The 15,895-nt window shown below is 43.0% G+C and carries 16 protein-coding genes and 2 pseudogenes; 11 read left to right on the forward strand and 7 right to left on the reverse strand.

Going from position 1 to position 15,895, the window contains the following annotated elements:
- Positions 1 to 8: 8 nt before the first annotated feature.
- The 5 genes from H8706_RS03770 to H8706_RS03790 are packed head-to-tail and all read right to left on the reverse strand — an operon-like array spanning position 9 to position 5,078.
- Positions 9 to 1,031, reverse strand: coding sequence for a hypothetical protein (locus tag H8706_RS03770; RefSeq protein WP_262431556.1), 1,023 nt, complete (start codon positions 1,029 to 1,031; stop codon positions 9 to 11).
- 20 nt (positions 1,032 to 1,051) lie between these two features.
- Positions 1,052 to 2,752, reverse strand: a complete 1,701-nt coding sequence (gene argS / locus H8706_RS03775) for an arginine--tRNA ligase (RefSeq protein WP_262431557.1) — start codon at positions 2,750 to 2,752, stop codon at positions 1,052 to 1,054.
- A gap of 24 nt (positions 2,753 to 2,776) precedes the next feature.
- A complete protein-coding gene (locus tag H8706_RS03780) occupies positions 2,777 to 3,202 on the reverse strand; it encodes a DUF1934 domain-containing protein (RefSeq protein WP_178347247.1) in 426 nt (141 codons plus the stop codon).
- 3 nt (positions 3,203 to 3,205) lie between these two features.
- Positions 3,206 to 4,015: a glutamate racemase gene (gene murI, locus H8706_RS03785; RefSeq protein WP_178347246.1), complete on the reverse strand. Its 810-nt coding sequence runs from the start codon at positions 4,013 to 4,015 to the stop codon at positions 3,206 to 3,208.
- Between the two features lie 4 nt (positions 4,016 to 4,019).
- On the reverse strand, positions 4,020 to 5,078 hold the full coding sequence (locus tag H8706_RS03790; protein WP_262431558.1) for a D-alanine--D-alanine ligase family protein: 1,059 nt from the start codon (positions 5,076 to 5,078) through the stop codon (positions 4,020 to 4,022).
- A gap of 227 nt (positions 5,079 to 5,305) precedes the next feature.
- Here H8706_RS03790 and H8706_RS03795 point away from each other — a divergent pair, with 227 nt between their 5' ends.
- From H8706_RS03795 to H8706_RS03805, 3 genes and pseudogenes are all read left to right on the forward strand, one after another.
- Positions 5,306 to 6,271, forward strand: coding sequence for a DnaD domain-containing protein (locus H8706_RS03795; RefSeq protein ID WP_262431559.1), 966 nt, complete (start codon positions 5,306 to 5,308; stop codon positions 6,269 to 6,271).
- The gene (locus tag H8706_RS03800) at positions 6,271 to 7,254 is read left to right on the forward strand and encodes an ATP-binding protein (protein WP_262431560.1); all 984 of its coding nucleotides are present in this window, start codon (positions 6,271 to 6,273) and stop codon (positions 7,252 to 7,254) included. Before H8706_RS03795 ends, H8706_RS03800 begins: the two co-directional genes overlap by 1 nt.
- A 294-nt stretch (positions 7,255 to 7,548) precedes the next feature.
- Positions 7,549 to 7,845, forward strand: a pseudogene (locus H8706_RS03805) (NlpC/P60 family protein); the annotation flags it as partial.
- Between the two features lie 97 nt (positions 7,846 to 7,942).
- Here the strand turns inward: H8706_RS03805 and H8706_RS03810 are convergent.
- Positions 7,943 to 9,544 carry a helix-turn-helix domain-containing protein gene (locus tag H8706_RS03810; RefSeq protein WP_262431561.1) on the reverse strand — a complete coding sequence of 534 codons (1,602 nt, stop codon included), beginning with the start codon at positions 9,542 to 9,544 and terminating at the stop codon, positions 7,943 to 7,945.
- 13 nt (positions 9,545 to 9,557) lie between these two features.
- Entirely contained in the window at positions 9,558 to 10,880 is a 1,323-nt protein-coding gene (locus tag H8706_RS03815; RefSeq protein WP_262431562.1) for an extracellular solute-binding protein, read from the reverse strand.
- A gap of 453 nt (positions 10,881 to 11,333) precedes the next feature.
- On the opposite strand from H8706_RS03815, the gene H8706_RS03820 reads away from it, so the two are divergent.
- The 8 genes and pseudogenes from H8706_RS03820 to H8706_RS03855 form a co-directional block, all read left to right on the forward strand.
- Positions 11,334 to 11,717 (forward strand): hypothetical protein, encoded by a 384-nt coding sequence (locus H8706_RS03820; protein ID WP_262431563.1) that lies wholly within the window; start codon positions 11,334 to 11,336, stop codon positions 11,715 to 11,717.
- On the forward strand, positions 11,704 to 11,988 hold the full coding sequence (locus H8706_RS03825; RefSeq protein ID WP_178347239.1) for a double zinc ribbon domain-containing protein: 285 nt from the start codon (positions 11,704 to 11,706) through the stop codon (positions 11,986 to 11,988). The genes H8706_RS03820 and H8706_RS03825 overlap by 14 nt, the downstream gene beginning before the upstream one ends.
- Entirely contained in the window at positions 11,969 to 12,100 is a 132-nt protein-coding gene (locus tag H8706_RS03830) for a hypothetical protein (protein WP_262431564.1), read from the forward strand. Before H8706_RS03825 ends, H8706_RS03830 begins: the two co-directional genes overlap by 20 nt.
- A gap of 62 nt (positions 12,101 to 12,162) precedes the next feature.
- A complete protein-coding gene (locus H8706_RS03835; RefSeq protein ID WP_262431565.1) occupies positions 12,163 to 12,558 on the forward strand; it encodes a hypothetical protein in 396 nt (131 codons plus the stop codon).
- A gap of 68 nt (positions 12,559 to 12,626) precedes the next feature.
- Positions 12,627 to 13,805 carry a stalk domain-containing protein gene (locus tag H8706_RS03840; protein WP_394354516.1) on the forward strand — a complete coding sequence of 393 codons (1,179 nt, stop codon included), beginning with the start codon at positions 12,627 to 12,629 and terminating at the stop codon, positions 13,803 to 13,805.
- Between the two features lie 24 nt (positions 13,806 to 13,829).
- Positions 13,830 to 14,909 carry a hypothetical protein gene (locus H8706_RS03845; RefSeq protein ID WP_262431567.1) on the forward strand — a complete coding sequence of 360 codons (1,080 nt, stop codon included), beginning with the start codon at positions 13,830 to 13,832 and terminating at the stop codon, positions 14,907 to 14,909.
- Positions 14,910 to 14,920: 11 nt separating this feature from the next.
- Positions 14,921 to 15,697 (forward strand): TPM domain-containing protein, encoded by a 777-nt coding sequence (locus tag H8706_RS03850; RefSeq protein ID WP_262431568.1) that lies wholly within the window; start codon positions 14,921 to 14,923, stop codon positions 15,695 to 15,697.
- Between the two features lie 26 nt (positions 15,698 to 15,723).
- A pseudogene (locus H8706_RS03855) lies at positions 15,724 to 15,891 on the forward strand (DUF4428 domain-containing protein); the annotation flags it as partial.
- Positions 15,892 to 15,895: the final 4 nt, after the last annotated feature.

Below are 15,895 nucleotides of genomic sequence, written 5' to 3' on the forward strand. Positions count from 1 at the left end.
TTTTCACCTTATCCCACATAAATTATATAACATATTTTTTCGCTGCCGTATTGGTCAATCATAGTAAAAAACACGGCTTCGCGGTCTAAAAGAAAGCGGTTTATTTTGTCCTGCGACGAATCGGAATAATTTTCGTAAACTAGAAAGTTTGAAAATGCGTCAAAGCCTGTCAGAACGCCGTTTTCGGCGGCCGGCATAAATTCGCCTTTCTGATATTTTTTAAGATTTTTGAAAATTATTTTGTGTCCGCTTTTGTCATATAAAAAAACGTCGCCTTTGTAAATTCCGCCCGTTTTAAAGCGGTTTTCGTCATTCTTTTTGATTTTTAAAGCAAAGCAAGTACCGTCTTTTGCAAAGCACAATACACTGCACCCCTGTTCGGGCTTGTCGCCGATGTATAAAATAAGGTCGTTTTCCTTTGTGACAACGTCGTTTCCGTTTGTGAGCGAAATTGTTTTTTCGCTTCCCATCGCGGAAACGTCGCTTATTTTGCCGTTCGTGACGTCATATCCGTGTTTTTTTGCGATTTCCGCGTCAAAAAGCGCAAGCTTTGCGAAAAAATCCTTTTCGGTTTGCTCATCTTTAGGGCGCAAAAGCTTTTTGCCGTCGAGATTTTCGCATTTTTCGTAACTTTCAAGATATGCCGAAACGTATCCGCGGTTTTCTGCACTGCAAAGCGCAAAATCGTAAAAATCACAGAGTTTTTGGCTGTTTTCGCTTTTGAGATTAAAGCTTACCGCGCACAGACGGAAAAAATCTTCGTTTGTCAAAATTTTGCCGTCGTTTCCGCCGTCATCTTGGTCAATTCCGAAAATTTTCACCGCTTTTTCGTATGCCATACCGCGGTCGGGCAGATATTCGCCGTCAAATATGCCGAGTTTTTTCAAAAGCATAAGAATGTCCGCATTTTCGCCTGCGTCGTACGAAAGGGAAAAGTCAGCCTTTTTGTCGCCGTAAAGCTTTGCGCAGAGCGCGTTTTGCCCGATAAGCAAAAGCACAAGCGCAAGACAAACAAATTTTCTTATTTTCAATTTATTCACCTTTTTAAAATTTACATTTTTTCGGGCGCGTCAATTCCGAGAATGTCCAAAACGTTTTTGATAACCGTTTTAACCGCCGTGATGAGGTAAAGACGCGCAAGCGTTAAGTTTTTGTCCTCGTTTTTAACCCTGCATTTGGGCGCGTTGTAGAACGAATGGAAAAGCGACGCCAAATCAAGCACGTAGCGCGTAATTCTGCTGGGGTCACTGTTTTCGGCGCAGATGCAGATTTCGTTGGGAAGCATTGCGATTTTCGCCGTTAATTCTTCCTCTTCCGGCTCGGTAAGAACGGTCAAATCTGCATTTTCGTCAAACGAAATGCCGTCCTCTTTGAGCGAATTTATAATGCTTGCAATTCGCGCGTGCGCATACTGAACGTAGAAAACGGGGTTTTCGCTGTTCTGCGCAACCGCCAAATCGAGGTCAAAATCAAGGTGGCTTTCGCTGTGGCGCAGATTAAAGAAAAATCTCGCCGCGTCAACGCCGATTTCTTCGATAAGGTCGGAAAGTGTAATCATCTTTCCCGTGCGCTTGCTCATACGTGCGATTTCGCCGTTTCGCATAAGTCGCACAAGCTGCATAATCACAATTTCAAGTTTGTCGCCGTCAAGACCGATTGCGTTCATAGCGCCTTTCATACGCGCAACGTGACCGTGATGGTCGGCGCCCCAAACATTTATCGCCCTGTCAAATTTGCGGATTGCGAATTTGTTTCGGTGATATGCAATATCCACCGCAAAATAGGTGGGAATACCGTTCTGACGGATTAAAACTTCGTCTTTTTCACAGCCGAAATCGGTGGCTTTAAGCCAAAGCGCGCCGTCTTTTTCGTATGTCAAACCGCTCTTTTTGAGCGCGTCCATTGTTTCTTTAACTTCGCCGTCTTTGTGGAGCGTGCTTTCGGGAAACCACACGTCGTACGAAATTTTGTAGTCGAGAAGTCCTTTTTTCAGATTTTCAATATTTATCGGCAAAGCGTAGTCAACAAGCGCTTTTCTGCGTTCCTCGCCGTCCTTTTCAAGAAGTGCATCGCCGTATTTTTCAATATAGTTTTTCGCGTGCTCTTTTATGTCGTCGCCCTGATACCAGTCGGGCGAAAATTCCACCGCGTCATCGCCCCTTAACGCCTGAATATAGCGTGCCTCAAGCGAATAGCCGAATTTTTCAATCTGCGCGCCCGCGTCGTTGATGTAAAATTCCTTTGTAACGTCGTAACCCGCGCATTTTAAAATGTTAGACAAAACGTCGCCGATAACACCTCCGCGCGCGTTACCCATATGCATAGGACCCGTGGGGTTTGCGCTGACAAATTCGACAACCACTCTTTCGCCGTTTCCCATATCGGTTTTGCCGTAGTCCGCGCCCATTTTATGAGCAAGTTTAAGCGCGTCGTACAGCCAGTCTTTTTTAAGATAAAAGTTGATAAATCCGGGACCTGCGATTTCGCATCGGTCAATGTATGTGTCCTCAATGTCGATGTTATCGAGAATTAACTGTGCCGTTTCGCGCGGATTTTTCTTGACAAGCTTGGTGATTTTCATTGCAATATTGCTTGAGAAGTCGCCGTTTTTCTTGTCTTTGGGAATTTCAATTTCGATAGGCAGAAGATAGCCCTGCTCGTCGAATTTGAAAACCTTTTTATCCTCCAGAACCGCGCACGAATTGCCGATTGCCGAAATTATCTGGTCTTTTATTTTAGCCGTAATGTCCATATTTTTCTCCTTTTAAGCCGTAGATTAAGCTTCTTTTATATTTATCGAAAGTGTGGTTTCGCTTGCAAAAGCGTCGTTGATGTCCATTTTGTAGCCGACGTTCACAACACCGCCGTCGTCGGTGACGTCAACGCCCACCTCGGTGCTTAAAACGCTCACCGAAAAACTGCCGAACTGCGTGTTGTAATAAGACGTCGTTTTGCGGTTGGGAATAAACAAAAGCTGATTGTTCACCGAACCGCTCCTTATTATCGACACCTTTTCGCGCTCGATTTCAACCGTCGTCGTGGTGCCGTCCATACCCGTGACCTCCGATTCGGTATAAACGAGATAATACCGCGCGTTCTCCTTGTAAAAAACGCCCTCGGTCACAAGCTCAACGTCCTCTTTTTCGTCCTCCGCGTTTCGCTGTTTGCCCTTAATATTTATCAAAACGTTCTTTTTTTCCACTTTCTAATACCTCTCTATGTCTATCTTTTCAATCATTTTTCCGATGTCCTTGTCAAGAAATATATTAGCAACATTCAAAAATCCGTCAACCGAGTCGCTGACAAAAAATTTGTACTGTTCATCTGCCTTCTTTTCGGCAAAACTGTTTTCGTCGCGAAGTTTCTGCGCCGCAAAATCCGCCGTGGATTTGCCTGCGTCGATAAGCGCAACGTTATCGCCCATAACGCGCCTTACCGTATTTTTCAAAAGCGGATAGTGCGTGCAGCCGAGAATAAGCGTGTCAATATCCATACCGTCAAAGCCCGAAAGATATTCTTTTGCGATAAGATAAGCCGCCTCGGAGTCTGCCATATTGTTCTCTGCAAGCGGAACGAACATAGGGCAGGCGATACTGTGCACAAAAATGTCTTTATCAATTTCGCCGATTGCTTGTTCGTATTTTCCGCTCGCAACCGTACTGCTTGTGCCGATTATGCCTATTTTTTTGTTTTTCGTCGCCTTTGCCGCCGCTTTTGCAGTCGGTTCAACAACGCCGATTATCGGAATGTTAAACATACTTTTGAGCGTTTCTATGGCAACCGAGCTTACCGTTCCGCACGCGATTACAACAAGTTTAATATCGTGCGTTTTCAAAAAATTCATATCGCTGACCGCGTATTTAATGATGGTTTCGTTCGACCTTGTGCCGTACGGCACGCGTCCCGTGTCGCCGAAATACACAATGTTTTCGCCGGGAAGTTTTTTTATAAGCTCTTTTACAGCAGTAAGTCCGCCGACGCCCGAATCAAAGACGCCTATGTATCTGTTATCCATAATTTTACTCCATACCGATTTCTATAAGTCTGTCTAAAATTTCAGCATACGAAAATCCCTCGTGCATAAAAAGCTTGGGGAACATACTTATGCTCGTAAAGCCCGGAAGTGTGTTGATTTCGTTGAGTTTCACCGTGCCGTCGTCCTCGTTTACAAAAAAGTCAACGCGCGAATATCCCTTGCCGTCCAGCGCGATAAACGCTTTTTTTGCTGTTTCTTTTATGCGCTTTTCAATGCCGTCTTTAAATTCTGCCGGAATTATAAGCTTGCTTTCAACCTTGTCGGAATATTTCGCTTCGTAGTCGTAAAATTCGTTTGCTGCCTTGATTTCGCCCACGCACGACACTCTCACAACTCCGCGTTTGCCCATAACCGCGCACTCAACCTCTCTGCCCGACAAAAATTCTTCTATGATAATGCGTCTGTCAAATTTAAACGCGTTGTCGATTGCGCTCATAAGCTCATCTCTGTTTTTCGCTTTGCCTATGCCGATTGACGAGCCTGCGTTTGCCGGTTTGACAAACATAGGATAGCCGAAAATTTCCTCCGCGTCCACAACTTTTTTCATAATTTCGTCGCGGTCGTAGTCGTTCACCGTCACCCATTTTGCCTGGTCAATGCCTGCGCTTTCAAGCATAATTTTTGTGTATGCCTTATCCATACCGAGGCAGGAGGTGAGCATATCGGGACCTGTATACGGAATGTGCGCAAGTTTAAGCATACCCTGAACCGTGCCGTCCTCGCCGTTTGCGCCGTGAAGTCCCAAAAACGCGCAGTCGATTTTAACCTTTTCAAGTTTTCCGTTTCCGTAAACGATAAGCGCTCCGTCCGCACCGCCGAGGTCAACCGAAACGTCTTTAAGGCTGTCGTCATACCACCTGTCACAGATGATGTTTTCAACCTTGCCGGTGTATTCTTTCCACTTTCCGCCGCGCGTTATGCCGACGGTCATAATGTCGTATTTTTCTTTGTCAAGCTCGTTTATAATCGATGCAGCCGAGCGCAGAGAAATCTCATATTCGGTAGACTCTCCGCCGAAGATTACGCAAATTTTCTTTTTCAACATAAAAAACCCCTTTATTTATATAGGAAAAATCCTTAATTTATCATATGTAAAACCGATGTAATACGGCAAAAAATATTACACCTTTTTTATTATATCACAAACAAAGTCAAAAGCAAATAGAAAATTACCAAAAAAACAATAAAAATTTTGTCAAATTAGCACTATCAATTTTTTTAAAAGTGTGATATACTTACTTTATCTCACTTTAAGGAGTTATCAAAGTTATGCCGAGCATAAAAATAAACAATAAATCAAACACCTTTCCCGTGCCGTATGCGTTTGCGGATAAATATATGCCCAGCGCAAATGCAGTTTACGTTAAGGTTTACATATACGCGCTCCGTTTATCGTTTGACACGGGCTATGAAATCACAATCGAGAGTATCGCGTCAAAGCTTAATATTCTCGAGAGCGACGTTATAAACGCGTTTGAATACTGGAAACAAGTCGGAATTATGGAGTTCAAAAAAACCAAGCTCGGCTACGAAACAGAATTTTTGTCCTGCACCGATACCGAAAACACCGCCGACAAAAAGGCACACGCAACGCCGAAATATGCGGCAAAGGACGTTACGCGCTGTATACAGGAAAACGACGATATGAAAAATATGTATCAGATTGCACAGGGAATTTTAAACCGTCCTTTAAGCACCACCGAAATCACCACGCTTTACAGTATGTACGACTGGCTGGGACTTCCGCGAGAGGTTGTGCTGATGATTTTGGAGCACTGCGCGCAAATCGGCAAAACAAATATGCGATACATCGAAAAGGTTGCCGTTTCGTGGTCGGAAAAGGGCATAGACACGCTCGACAAGGCAAAAGCGCATCTTCGCGCGGCAAAAGAATTTAACCTTGTCAAAACAAAAATTAAAAATATTTTCCAGATAAAAGACCGAAATTTCACCGAAACGGAGTTAAAATATATCTCAAAATGGATAAACGATATGTCGGTTGATATTGATATGATAAAAAAAGCGTACGACGTGACGGTGACCAACACGCAAAAGCTGTCGTATCCGTATATGACCACCGTTTTGCAGTCAATTGTGGACGGCACGTTTGACAAGCCGAAGTCCAAGCAGGCAAAAGGCGGATTTTTGAACTATACCGAGCGCAAAGACCTCGACGAAAACGACCTTAATATGATTAAAAAGCGCCGTGAATACATCGCGAAAGGAGAGGCATAATGGATATTGCAAAAATGCTCAAACAGGAGCTTTCGGAGGAATATTTCGAGAAAAAAGAGCGAAACGAAAACGAATATGAGCGCAAAAAGGAAATTTTGTATGCCGAGCATCCGCGTCTTAAAGAAATTGACACCGATATTTCGCTCACCGCACTGCGCTGTGCGAGGAAAATTATAGACAAAACGCGCACGGCGGAGGACGTTTCAAAAGAAATGCTCGAAACGCTCTCGCTCTTAAAAGCCGAGCGCGAGGAGTATATTGCAAAAAACAATATCGACCCGAGCTACATAAACCCGTCTGCCGACTGCAAAATCTGCAATGACACGGGATATGCTGACGGCAAAATGTGCAAATGTATGAAAACGCGCCTTGTTGAAAAGTTATACGAACTTTCGCATATGACCGACGAAAACAAAAAATGCACTTTCAATAAATTTAAGCTTGATTATTACCCCGACCGCGACGAAAACAATCTTGGAATTACGCCTCTTGAAAACATAAAAGAAGTGCTTATGGCGTGCAAAAAATTCTGCGAGAATTTCTCGAAAAACAAGCGCGGAATTTATATTTCGGGAAATGCCGGAGTGGGCAAAACGTACCTTTCGTGCTGTATTGCAAACTACCTTATTTCGCGCGGAAATACGGTACTTTATCAAAGCGCGTACCGTTTGTTTTCGTTTTTGGAGGACTATAAATTTATGCGCGTTGACCGAAACGCTTTTTCGCAGTTTTACGATTACATCTACAACTGCGATATGCTGATTATAGACGACCTCGGCACCGAGTTTTCCACCACATTTGCAAAGGCGGCATTTTTTGATATAATCAATTCGCGCGCCGACAGCAAAAAGAGCACGGTTATAAGTTCAAACCTTTCGCTTGCCGACCTTGAGAATTTTTATTCTCCGCGCGTAAAGTCGCGTGTTAATTCGTCGTTTCTGCTTCTCTCGATTTTGGGGGAGGATATAAGGGAGAAAATATAAAAAAGAGAGTATAAATACTCTCTTCAGACTGTCGAAAAAGCCCAGACTTTTCCGGACTTTTTCGACAGTCTGAGCAAGCTATAAAATGACTTGCTTTTTGCCGGCGGAGAAGTTCAAACTTCTCTCAATATCCTAATCATTCATACACGCAAAATACACGATATGGTTTGATTGTAGTTTCTTATACGGCAATATGAGGAATATGCTTTTTTTAATTTTTTATGATATACTTTACCGCATTGTACAAGTAAAACAGTATCGGCGGAGGGCAGTAAAACAACCGGGACAAAAAGACCTTTCGGGCTTGACTGTTCGGGGTTTGTTACTTGGAGCTTTATCAATTCCGGGTTTAATGCTTCCGGCATAGGACACAGAACGAAAGGGCAAATCGCAAAGTACAGCCGAATATCTTGGGGCAGCTCTCAAACCGGGGATTTGGCCTTTTACGGTGATTTATCGCACGTCGGAATCGTTGCCGTAAAGGACGCTGACGGAAACATTCTTGTTATCCATTGTTCGAGCGGTAATAATAATGTCGTTATTACAACAAACAGCGGTTTCGGTTTCGCGGCAAGACCGAGGTGCTATTAAAAACAAAAGACAGCGGGGAGCATTTCTATATGCCTTTCGCTGCCTGTATGAAAGAGCCACACAACCGAGAATTATTCTCTGTTGTGTGGCTCTGTTATTATTTTTCCCGTGCATACAGTGCCGCAAAATTAAGAAGCTGCTTTTTTGAGGAAACGCCGAGCTTGCTGTAAATATTGCCGTTATGGTATTTAAGTGTACTCTCTTTAACTTCTGCAATCTGTAAAATTTCAGGAACGGTTTTTCCCTCCAGATAGAGGTCAAATATTGTTCTCTCCTTGGGAGTAAGGCTGCGTAAACCCGAACAGAAATGATCATAATCATCCTGTATGATGATATTTTTATGCTCTTTCATCAGACGCTTGTTTTCGGTTCTGATGCGTTCAATCTCGCTTTGCAGACTCTCGTTTTTTTCGGAATGCTCATCGAAGATTTTTTGATATTCGTTATCCTTTCCGGCAAGAAATGCAAAAAGGTCGTCAATTTCCATAATACCGCTTTGACTTTCGTCGGAATATGTCTTTTCGGATTGCTTTATTTTGTCAAGCGATTTTTTTATCGGAAGGATAAATCGATTTGAAAAATACAGGCTAAGGCTTAAAACAGCAAATCCCAAAATCAGAATTATGAGTATAAGCTGTATGGTGTTTTTCGTTTCCAGCCCGGAATAATCCGCATACGGCATCATAACCGTAATAGAATAAGGTGTGTTTTCGGAATAAAGAGTTGTGTTTCTCGTCATGCCGATATATGCGCCGTATTCATTTTTTAAAGCGACAAGACCCTTTTTCAGCGGCTTGATTTTGAGGGAATCCTTAGGTGCAAGGAAATATCCGTTTTTTGCTCCGCAGCTTAATCCCTCTTTGATATTGATTTCTTTATCGCCCGAGCGGGAGAATATGCAGGTTATGTGCGGAAGCGTGGACGGCTGTGCGTGTGCGGACTTAAAAACGCTTTCGTTTACTTCAAAGCCGCAGATGCCGTAAACGCGGCCGCCGTCGCCTCTGATAGGAAGCGCTACAAGCATAACACGCTCCGACGTTCCGGGAAGCGTTATAATATTACAAATATGAGTGGCTTTTTCAATCGGCTCGGCGGTATCCGAAAGAACTTCTTCAAAATTCGGGAATCCCCCGGTGTCAAATTCCAAATGCCATTTACGGTGAGGCATAATGCCTTTGTTTATTGCAGCCTTCACATTTCCCCTGTAAAGAAGCATTGTTTCCTTGTCCGTTGTTCCGAACAGATCCTGATTAAGGTACACGCCTGCTTTTGAACCGCTTTCGCCGGTTTGAGATGCGTTAATCAGAATAAAAGCGCCGGAACAGCTTGCCTTTAAAAGCTCGTTCTTCAATAAATCAATATAGCGTTCCTCAAGAGCGTTGATATGCAAAAAAGAATTCTGAACGACGCCAAAATCTGTATTTTCCGAATTGAGATATTGCTCGGTAAGCTGTGCGGCTTTTTCGGAAAGCTGTGCGCCGCGCAAGGTAATATCATTGTAGTAAGACGTCATTTCACGGTCGAAAAACTCAATCTGAAGGCTTAATATATCCGATATTTTATCCTCGGTTGTCGAAAAACGTCCGAACAGGAAAAGAAAAGCCGCAAATATAAGCAATAAAACGATAGCCAGGATAAACATATATCCAAACAGCTTTTTTTGCATAGATTGTCTTTTGTTTCTTACCGATATTTGCATAACAATCCCCCGTCTATTTTTCGCAGAGCTTTTGCCAAAGTCCCTCGGCAAGTGCTTCGGGCGGCGTGTTGCTTAATATAAATTGTTTCTGTTCGTTTCTTAAATAATCGTAAAATGCGTAAACTCTGCTGTAATATTCGGGACTTTGCTGTTCCGATAAAACCTCCGAGCTTTCCTTAATTTTTTTTAGGGCTGCATAGAGTTTTTCATAATCGGCTGTCTTGAAACGGCAGTCGTCTATTTTGTCAAACGCACCGTTTGTAACCGGCATATAACCTGTTTGGCTTACGAACTCAAGATTTCTCTCCGGCTCGGTGAGCCATTTGGCAAAAATCACTGCAGCCTCTGCTTTTTGACTTGATGTTTTATATGCGCAAAGACCGACTCCGGCTTGCGTGATATACGGCTTTTTTCCGTTTTCAGCGGGCAGAGGCAGTATATCCAGATCCATCGGCTCACTCGTTCCGTCCTCATATGTCACGGTATCATTATAGTAAAGAATTGCGGCGGACGAGCCTATGCCGGCTACAACCTCGCCTGTCATCACCTGTGTGTTTGAATAGAGATTTGAAAGCATAATATGCCCTTTTGCAAGCGAATCCGCAAATTTCATAAAGGTTTGCTTAAAAATCACGTTTGACGGGTCATAGAATCCGTTGTCGGCAAAAATATTTCCTGCGCCGCTTTCCGCAGCCGCAAGCTCAATGGCTCGCAGCGGATAATCAAGAGCGCAGAACGGTTTTCCGCCCGACCAGTCATAATATTTCGCGGCAGCATCGAAAAACCCGTCCCAGGTGGACAGCGCTTCATATGTAACGCCCGTATCGGCTGAAAAGCGTTCAAACTGACCGCCGGCGATAAACAAAAGATGGGTGGATTTGGACACCGGGAACACGGACAGCTTTCCTTCTGCCGTGCCGTCCTCCAAAAACTCCGGAACGTATGCCGAAAGCTCTTTTTCGGAAAAATATTCGTTCCAGTCAAGTAAACAATCCGTTCCAAGCTCCAGCGCGTTGCTTTTGTGCGCAAAGAAAAGGTCGGGCATTTCGGCGGAACCGGGAATCTTATTATGTGCGTCAAGCAGTTTTTCGCCTATTTTGGAGGCATTCGACATTGCCGTAACATTGATAATAATGCCTTTTTCCATGCCAACTGTCTCGTTAAATTCGTCAATAAGCCGATTCATCGGCGAATACGCTTGTTCTCCGTAAACGTGCCACATTGTAAGCGTAACGGGTTTGTTTTTATCAAGCTTCGATTTTTTGCAGCCGGAAAGGCAGCATATTGATATGCTGAAAATGAGAAAAAGCAAAAATAATTTTCTTGCTGAATTCATATTTAGATTCCTCCGTGATATGATTTGATGATTTTTCCGTTTCTCCTGTTTTATGCCGGTAAGTTGCCAACAGATGTAATCAATCCTATACTTTTTCCCCTACTTTTTCAAAAAAACTTAAATTCTTTTGAAATTCATCCTATACTTTTGGCAAAAAGTATGGGGACAAAAAGATATTTCTATGTATAATGAAAACATGTAAAAACAACAATTTGCAGCACCGGAAAGAATTATCTGCAAAAAAAGATAAAGGGGCGACCTTTTACGTATGTGTTTCAACCTATTATAAAGTAATCGCAGTTTCTTAAATAAAAAGACGGGTTCTTTTTCAGCTGATATATCCAGCACGAGTATATCACATTCTTGGCAATTAGTCAACGGCTTGCGGATAATTTGCGTAGGTTTGTGAAAAAGAAACGGGTTTATAAGTTTTTCAGAGAGGAGGCGAGGCGTATGATAAATGAGAAGCATAAAACGGCTGCATACAAAATTATTCCGTCACAGGGCGGAAACCGTTACAGCTTTTTCTGCGAATTGTCGGGGATGCTTGTTTGCACAAGCGGAACATATTATGCGGATAATCCGGAAAAAGAGCTTTTTACCGCTTGGGAATCAGAGGGCAAAAATAATTTTAATGTTTGTCACCGATGCGGAAGATGGGTTGATTCCGTTGTGTATAATCCGGATGTGCTGATGTGCGTGGACTGTGCTCCTCTCGAGGAGGAGGCGAAATACTGCAAGCACTGCGGAGCAAGAGCGAAAAACGGCGACATAGTTTGCTCCGTATGCGAAAAAAAGTTGTTATACGGAGGTGCCGGTGAAAATGGCGAAATATAATAATCCGTCAAGAAAAGAAGTTTTGGAGCATTTCGGTTTCGGTACGGAAAATATGAAAAGGCTTAAAATCTGTCAGTGCTGCGGCAACGCACAGGCCGCAAAAAACAAGCTTTGCGAGGTTTGTCATACAAAGTTGCGCGATGAAACGCTTTTTGATATTTACAAAGCAAAGCACCGCTGCTGCGAAAAATGCGGGAACGTGCTTCCGGATGACGCGGAGTACTGTCCCTTGTGCGGGGCGAAACAAAATAATGAAAGAGAGTCAATATAAAGATGTTAAAATTCCGGAGGATGTAACGCTTGATGCGGGCGGCAAAATATTTCTTTGGGAAAATCTTAAAACGCTGAGACCGCTTTGCGATGCGTTTACGATAAACAAATAATTTAATTGTAATATCCATTTTTAAAATGTGGATATAGATAAAAATTTTTAAGGAGGTTCATCATGAAAGGAAGAAAGTTTTTGAAGGTCACGGGTATTCTGATGATTATCGGAGGAGCATTTGGTATCATCGGAGGGATTGTTGCAATGATCGGAGCAGGAGCTTTGGCGGCGGTTCTTGAAACGAGTGCCGGCGGGCTTATGCTTGCAAGTGCGCTGATTCTGGCAAGTGCAGTATTTCAGCTGGTTGCCGGAATTATGGGTGTAAAAAACTGCGATAAACCCGAAAAGGCTCAAAGCTGCATAGTTATTGGCGTAATTGTGGCAATTTTAAGCGTAGCGGGAAACGTTATTTCAAACGTGCTTGGCAGTGATTTTAACATCATTAACTACGTTGCCGGTCTGATTATTCCGGTTCTGTACATAATTGGTGCGGTAAAAAATAAAGAGCCGGCATAAGTAAAATATCCGAATGCTCCCGCCGTCCGGTTTTTGGCAGCGGGAGCATATGTGCCAAAATTCAAGAGGTGATTTTTATTAAAAAATATATTGCTTTTTTAACGGTTTTATTTCTTTTTATTTTCGGTAATATACTTTGCGTCAATGCCGGCGCAGATATTGCGGTTGGAATAACGATAAACGGGGAAGTTATCGAAACGGAGGTTTCACCCTTTGTGGAAAACGGACGTACGCTCGTTCCGGTGAGAGCCGTTTCGGAGCATTTAAAGTACAGCGTTGAGTGGTTTGCGGAGGAACAAAGAGTCGATATTGATTCGCCCTCCGATAAGCTTACGCTTTACATAGGCAGCGCAGACTATTATAAAAACGGTGAAAAAAGAACCATGGACGTTCCTGCGGTAATTAAAGACGAAAGAACCTTTGTTCCCCTGCGGCTGGTTGCCGAGGAAATGGGATGTGAGGTTAAATGGGACGAAGAAAATAATATTGCAAATGTAATAAAATATAACATTGTGGAGGCAAAGACGCCTCATGATATTATACTTAATGCGGCAAGCTATACAAAAATCATTCTTAAGGAGCAGGAATATGATTTATCGGAGCTTGACGCGATAAATATTGATAACCCCAATGTTTTTGCAGACGATACCTTTGAAGGATACGAATATATAATAAAAGACGTATCCAATCTTGTTATAGAAGCACCGGAGGGAATAAGCGCTTCTGTTGTAACTCAGGCTCCCTACGCAAACGTACTAAGCTTTAAGGGATGCAGCGGTATTGTGCTTAAAAATATCACGGCAGGACATAAGGTTGAGAAGGGCTATTGTACCGGCGGCGTAATAATGCTTGACGGTTGCCGGGATATAAATATTGATAAATGCGGCCTGTACGGCTGCGGAACGTACGGAATAACTGCGACAGACTCTGCTGAAATAACTGTGGAAAACACGGAAATATATGAGTGCACATATGGGCTTGTTGAGTTAAGCGACTGTGGCGGAATTAAGTTTAACGGCTGCACATTCAGAGATTCCGGGATGTTTTCAATGTTTGTACTGGACGGCTGCAGCGGTGTAAGCGTAACAAACTCGGAAATTAAAAATAACAACAGTTCGGAGAATTCGTATTTTATAAGCGCTTACGATTGTTCGGATATTGAATTTTCCGGCTGTGACTTTTCAAATAATTCTTATTATAATTTCTGCAGCGGCGATGCTGTAAAATTTACCGGATGCAAATTATGATAAGCATATTAAGGGAGTGAAACGATGGAAACAGTACAAAGCTATAAGTGTCCTTGCTGCGGTGCTTCGCTGATTTTCCAAAACGAGTCGCTGCACTGCGATTCCTGCGGAAATGATTTTGAGCTTGACGCTATGCGGCAAATTGAGGATGTCGGATCGCAAATGCAGGGAGAGTCAAAATATGACTGGGAGCATTACGAACCGAGAAACTATGAAACAGACGGAGAAATTGAACTTGCAAGCTATACCTGTCCCTCCTGCGGTGCGGAGATAACCGGTGACGATACAATGGGGTCGACCATCTGCCCTTACTGCGGTGATGCGGCGGTAATCAAGGGACAGTTTGAGGGAACACTGCGCCCTGATTATATTATTCCGTTTAAAACAGAAAAAAAGGCGGCAATAGAGGCGTTTGAGGCAGATTTCAAAAATGCGCCGTTTCTGCCGGACGAATTTAAGGTTAAGAAGAAAATTGAAGAAATGACAGGTGTTTACGTGCCATTCTGGATGTTCGATTGCGATTGCAACGCAGCAATAACTTACGGGGCACAAAGAACCACAAGCTGGAGTGATTCCAATTACAATTATACCAAAACAGATTATTACAGACTTTTCAGAAGCGGCAGTGTGGGTTTTGCCAACATTCCTGTTGACGGCTCAAAAAAGGCGGATGACGCATATATGGAGGCGGTAGAACCTTTTTGTTATGATGATGCAGTGGAGTTTAACGGCGCATATCTTTCGGGGTATATGGCGGATAAATATGATGTTTCGGCAGAGGAAAGCATAGAGCGAGCTAACGAACGTGTAAAAAATTCAACGGTTTCGGTATTTAAGGAGACGACGAGCGGTTACGCTGCGGTGATTCCCGAAAGTACAAAAATCAGCTTTTCAGGCGGTAAAATAAGGTATTCCCTTCTCCCGGTTTGGATGCTTAACATCAAATATATGAACAATACCTATAAGTTTGCTGTCAACGGACAGACCGGTAAGGTTGTCGGTGAATATCCTATTGATAACGGAAAAAAATGGAGATACTTTGCGAAAATTGCAGGCTTTGCTTATATAGCAGCTGCAGTTATAGCATATTTCTTGCTGCATTAGGAGGGAGCTAAATGAAAAGATTTGTTGCAATCATGATTGCCCTTCTCTGCTTTGTATCGACAATTACCGTATATGCGGATTTTATCAATCCAACGATTACGGATTCGGTCGGATACCTGACAGAGGAACAAAATAAAGAGCTGTCGGCAAGGCTTGATAAAATTCGTGAACAATATAATTTTGACATCGTATTTGTTTCAGAGGATAGATTATCTGCCTATGACGCACAAGCGGCGGCAGACGACATTTACGATTATAATGGCTACGGTTACGGTGATAATTATGACGGAATACTTTTTTATATAGCAGATTCCGAAAGAGAATATCATTTTTCCGTCTGCGGCAGCGGCGAGACAATATTTAACAAAAACGGTCTTGCATACCTTGAAAAAAAGATTGTGCCGTATTTAAAGGAAGATAACTATTATGCTGCAGTCAAATCATACGCCGACCGTACGGAAGAGCTTTTGGAGATGGCAGCAGAGGGTAAGCCGTTCAACAAGAGGCAGCACAGCATGAAGTATATCCTGTGTGTGGTTGCCGGGGCGCTTCTTCTTCCCCTTATTCTTGCGTATTTTATGATGCACAAAAAGCTCTGCGCAATGAAAACGGCGGTCAAAGAGGACTATGCCGGCAATTATATGAAGCCGAACAGTATGAATCTTGACTTTTCAAGGGATATATTCCTTTACAGCACCGTGACAAAAACGGAAAAACCGAAATCGGATTCCGGCAGCCATACATCGTCTTCCGGAAGAAGTCACGGCGGAAGGGGCGGAAGTTTTTAAAAACAAATTTTAAGGAGGAAAGAATTATGGGAATAGGTGATTTTTTTAAGAACATTTTCGGTAAAAAAATTTGTGCATTATGCGGCAAGGAATGCGGCATGATGCATCGCACAAAAATCAGGAACAAGGAATTTTTATGTGACGATTGCGGAAATCTATGCTCAAAGTACATTAGGCTGAGCGAGCTGACATTGGACG

The organism is Qingrenia yutianensis (genome assembly GCF_014385105.1).
Taxonomy (GTDB): Bacteria; Bacillota; Clostridia; order UMGS1810; family UMGS1810; genus Qingrenia; species Qingrenia yutianensis.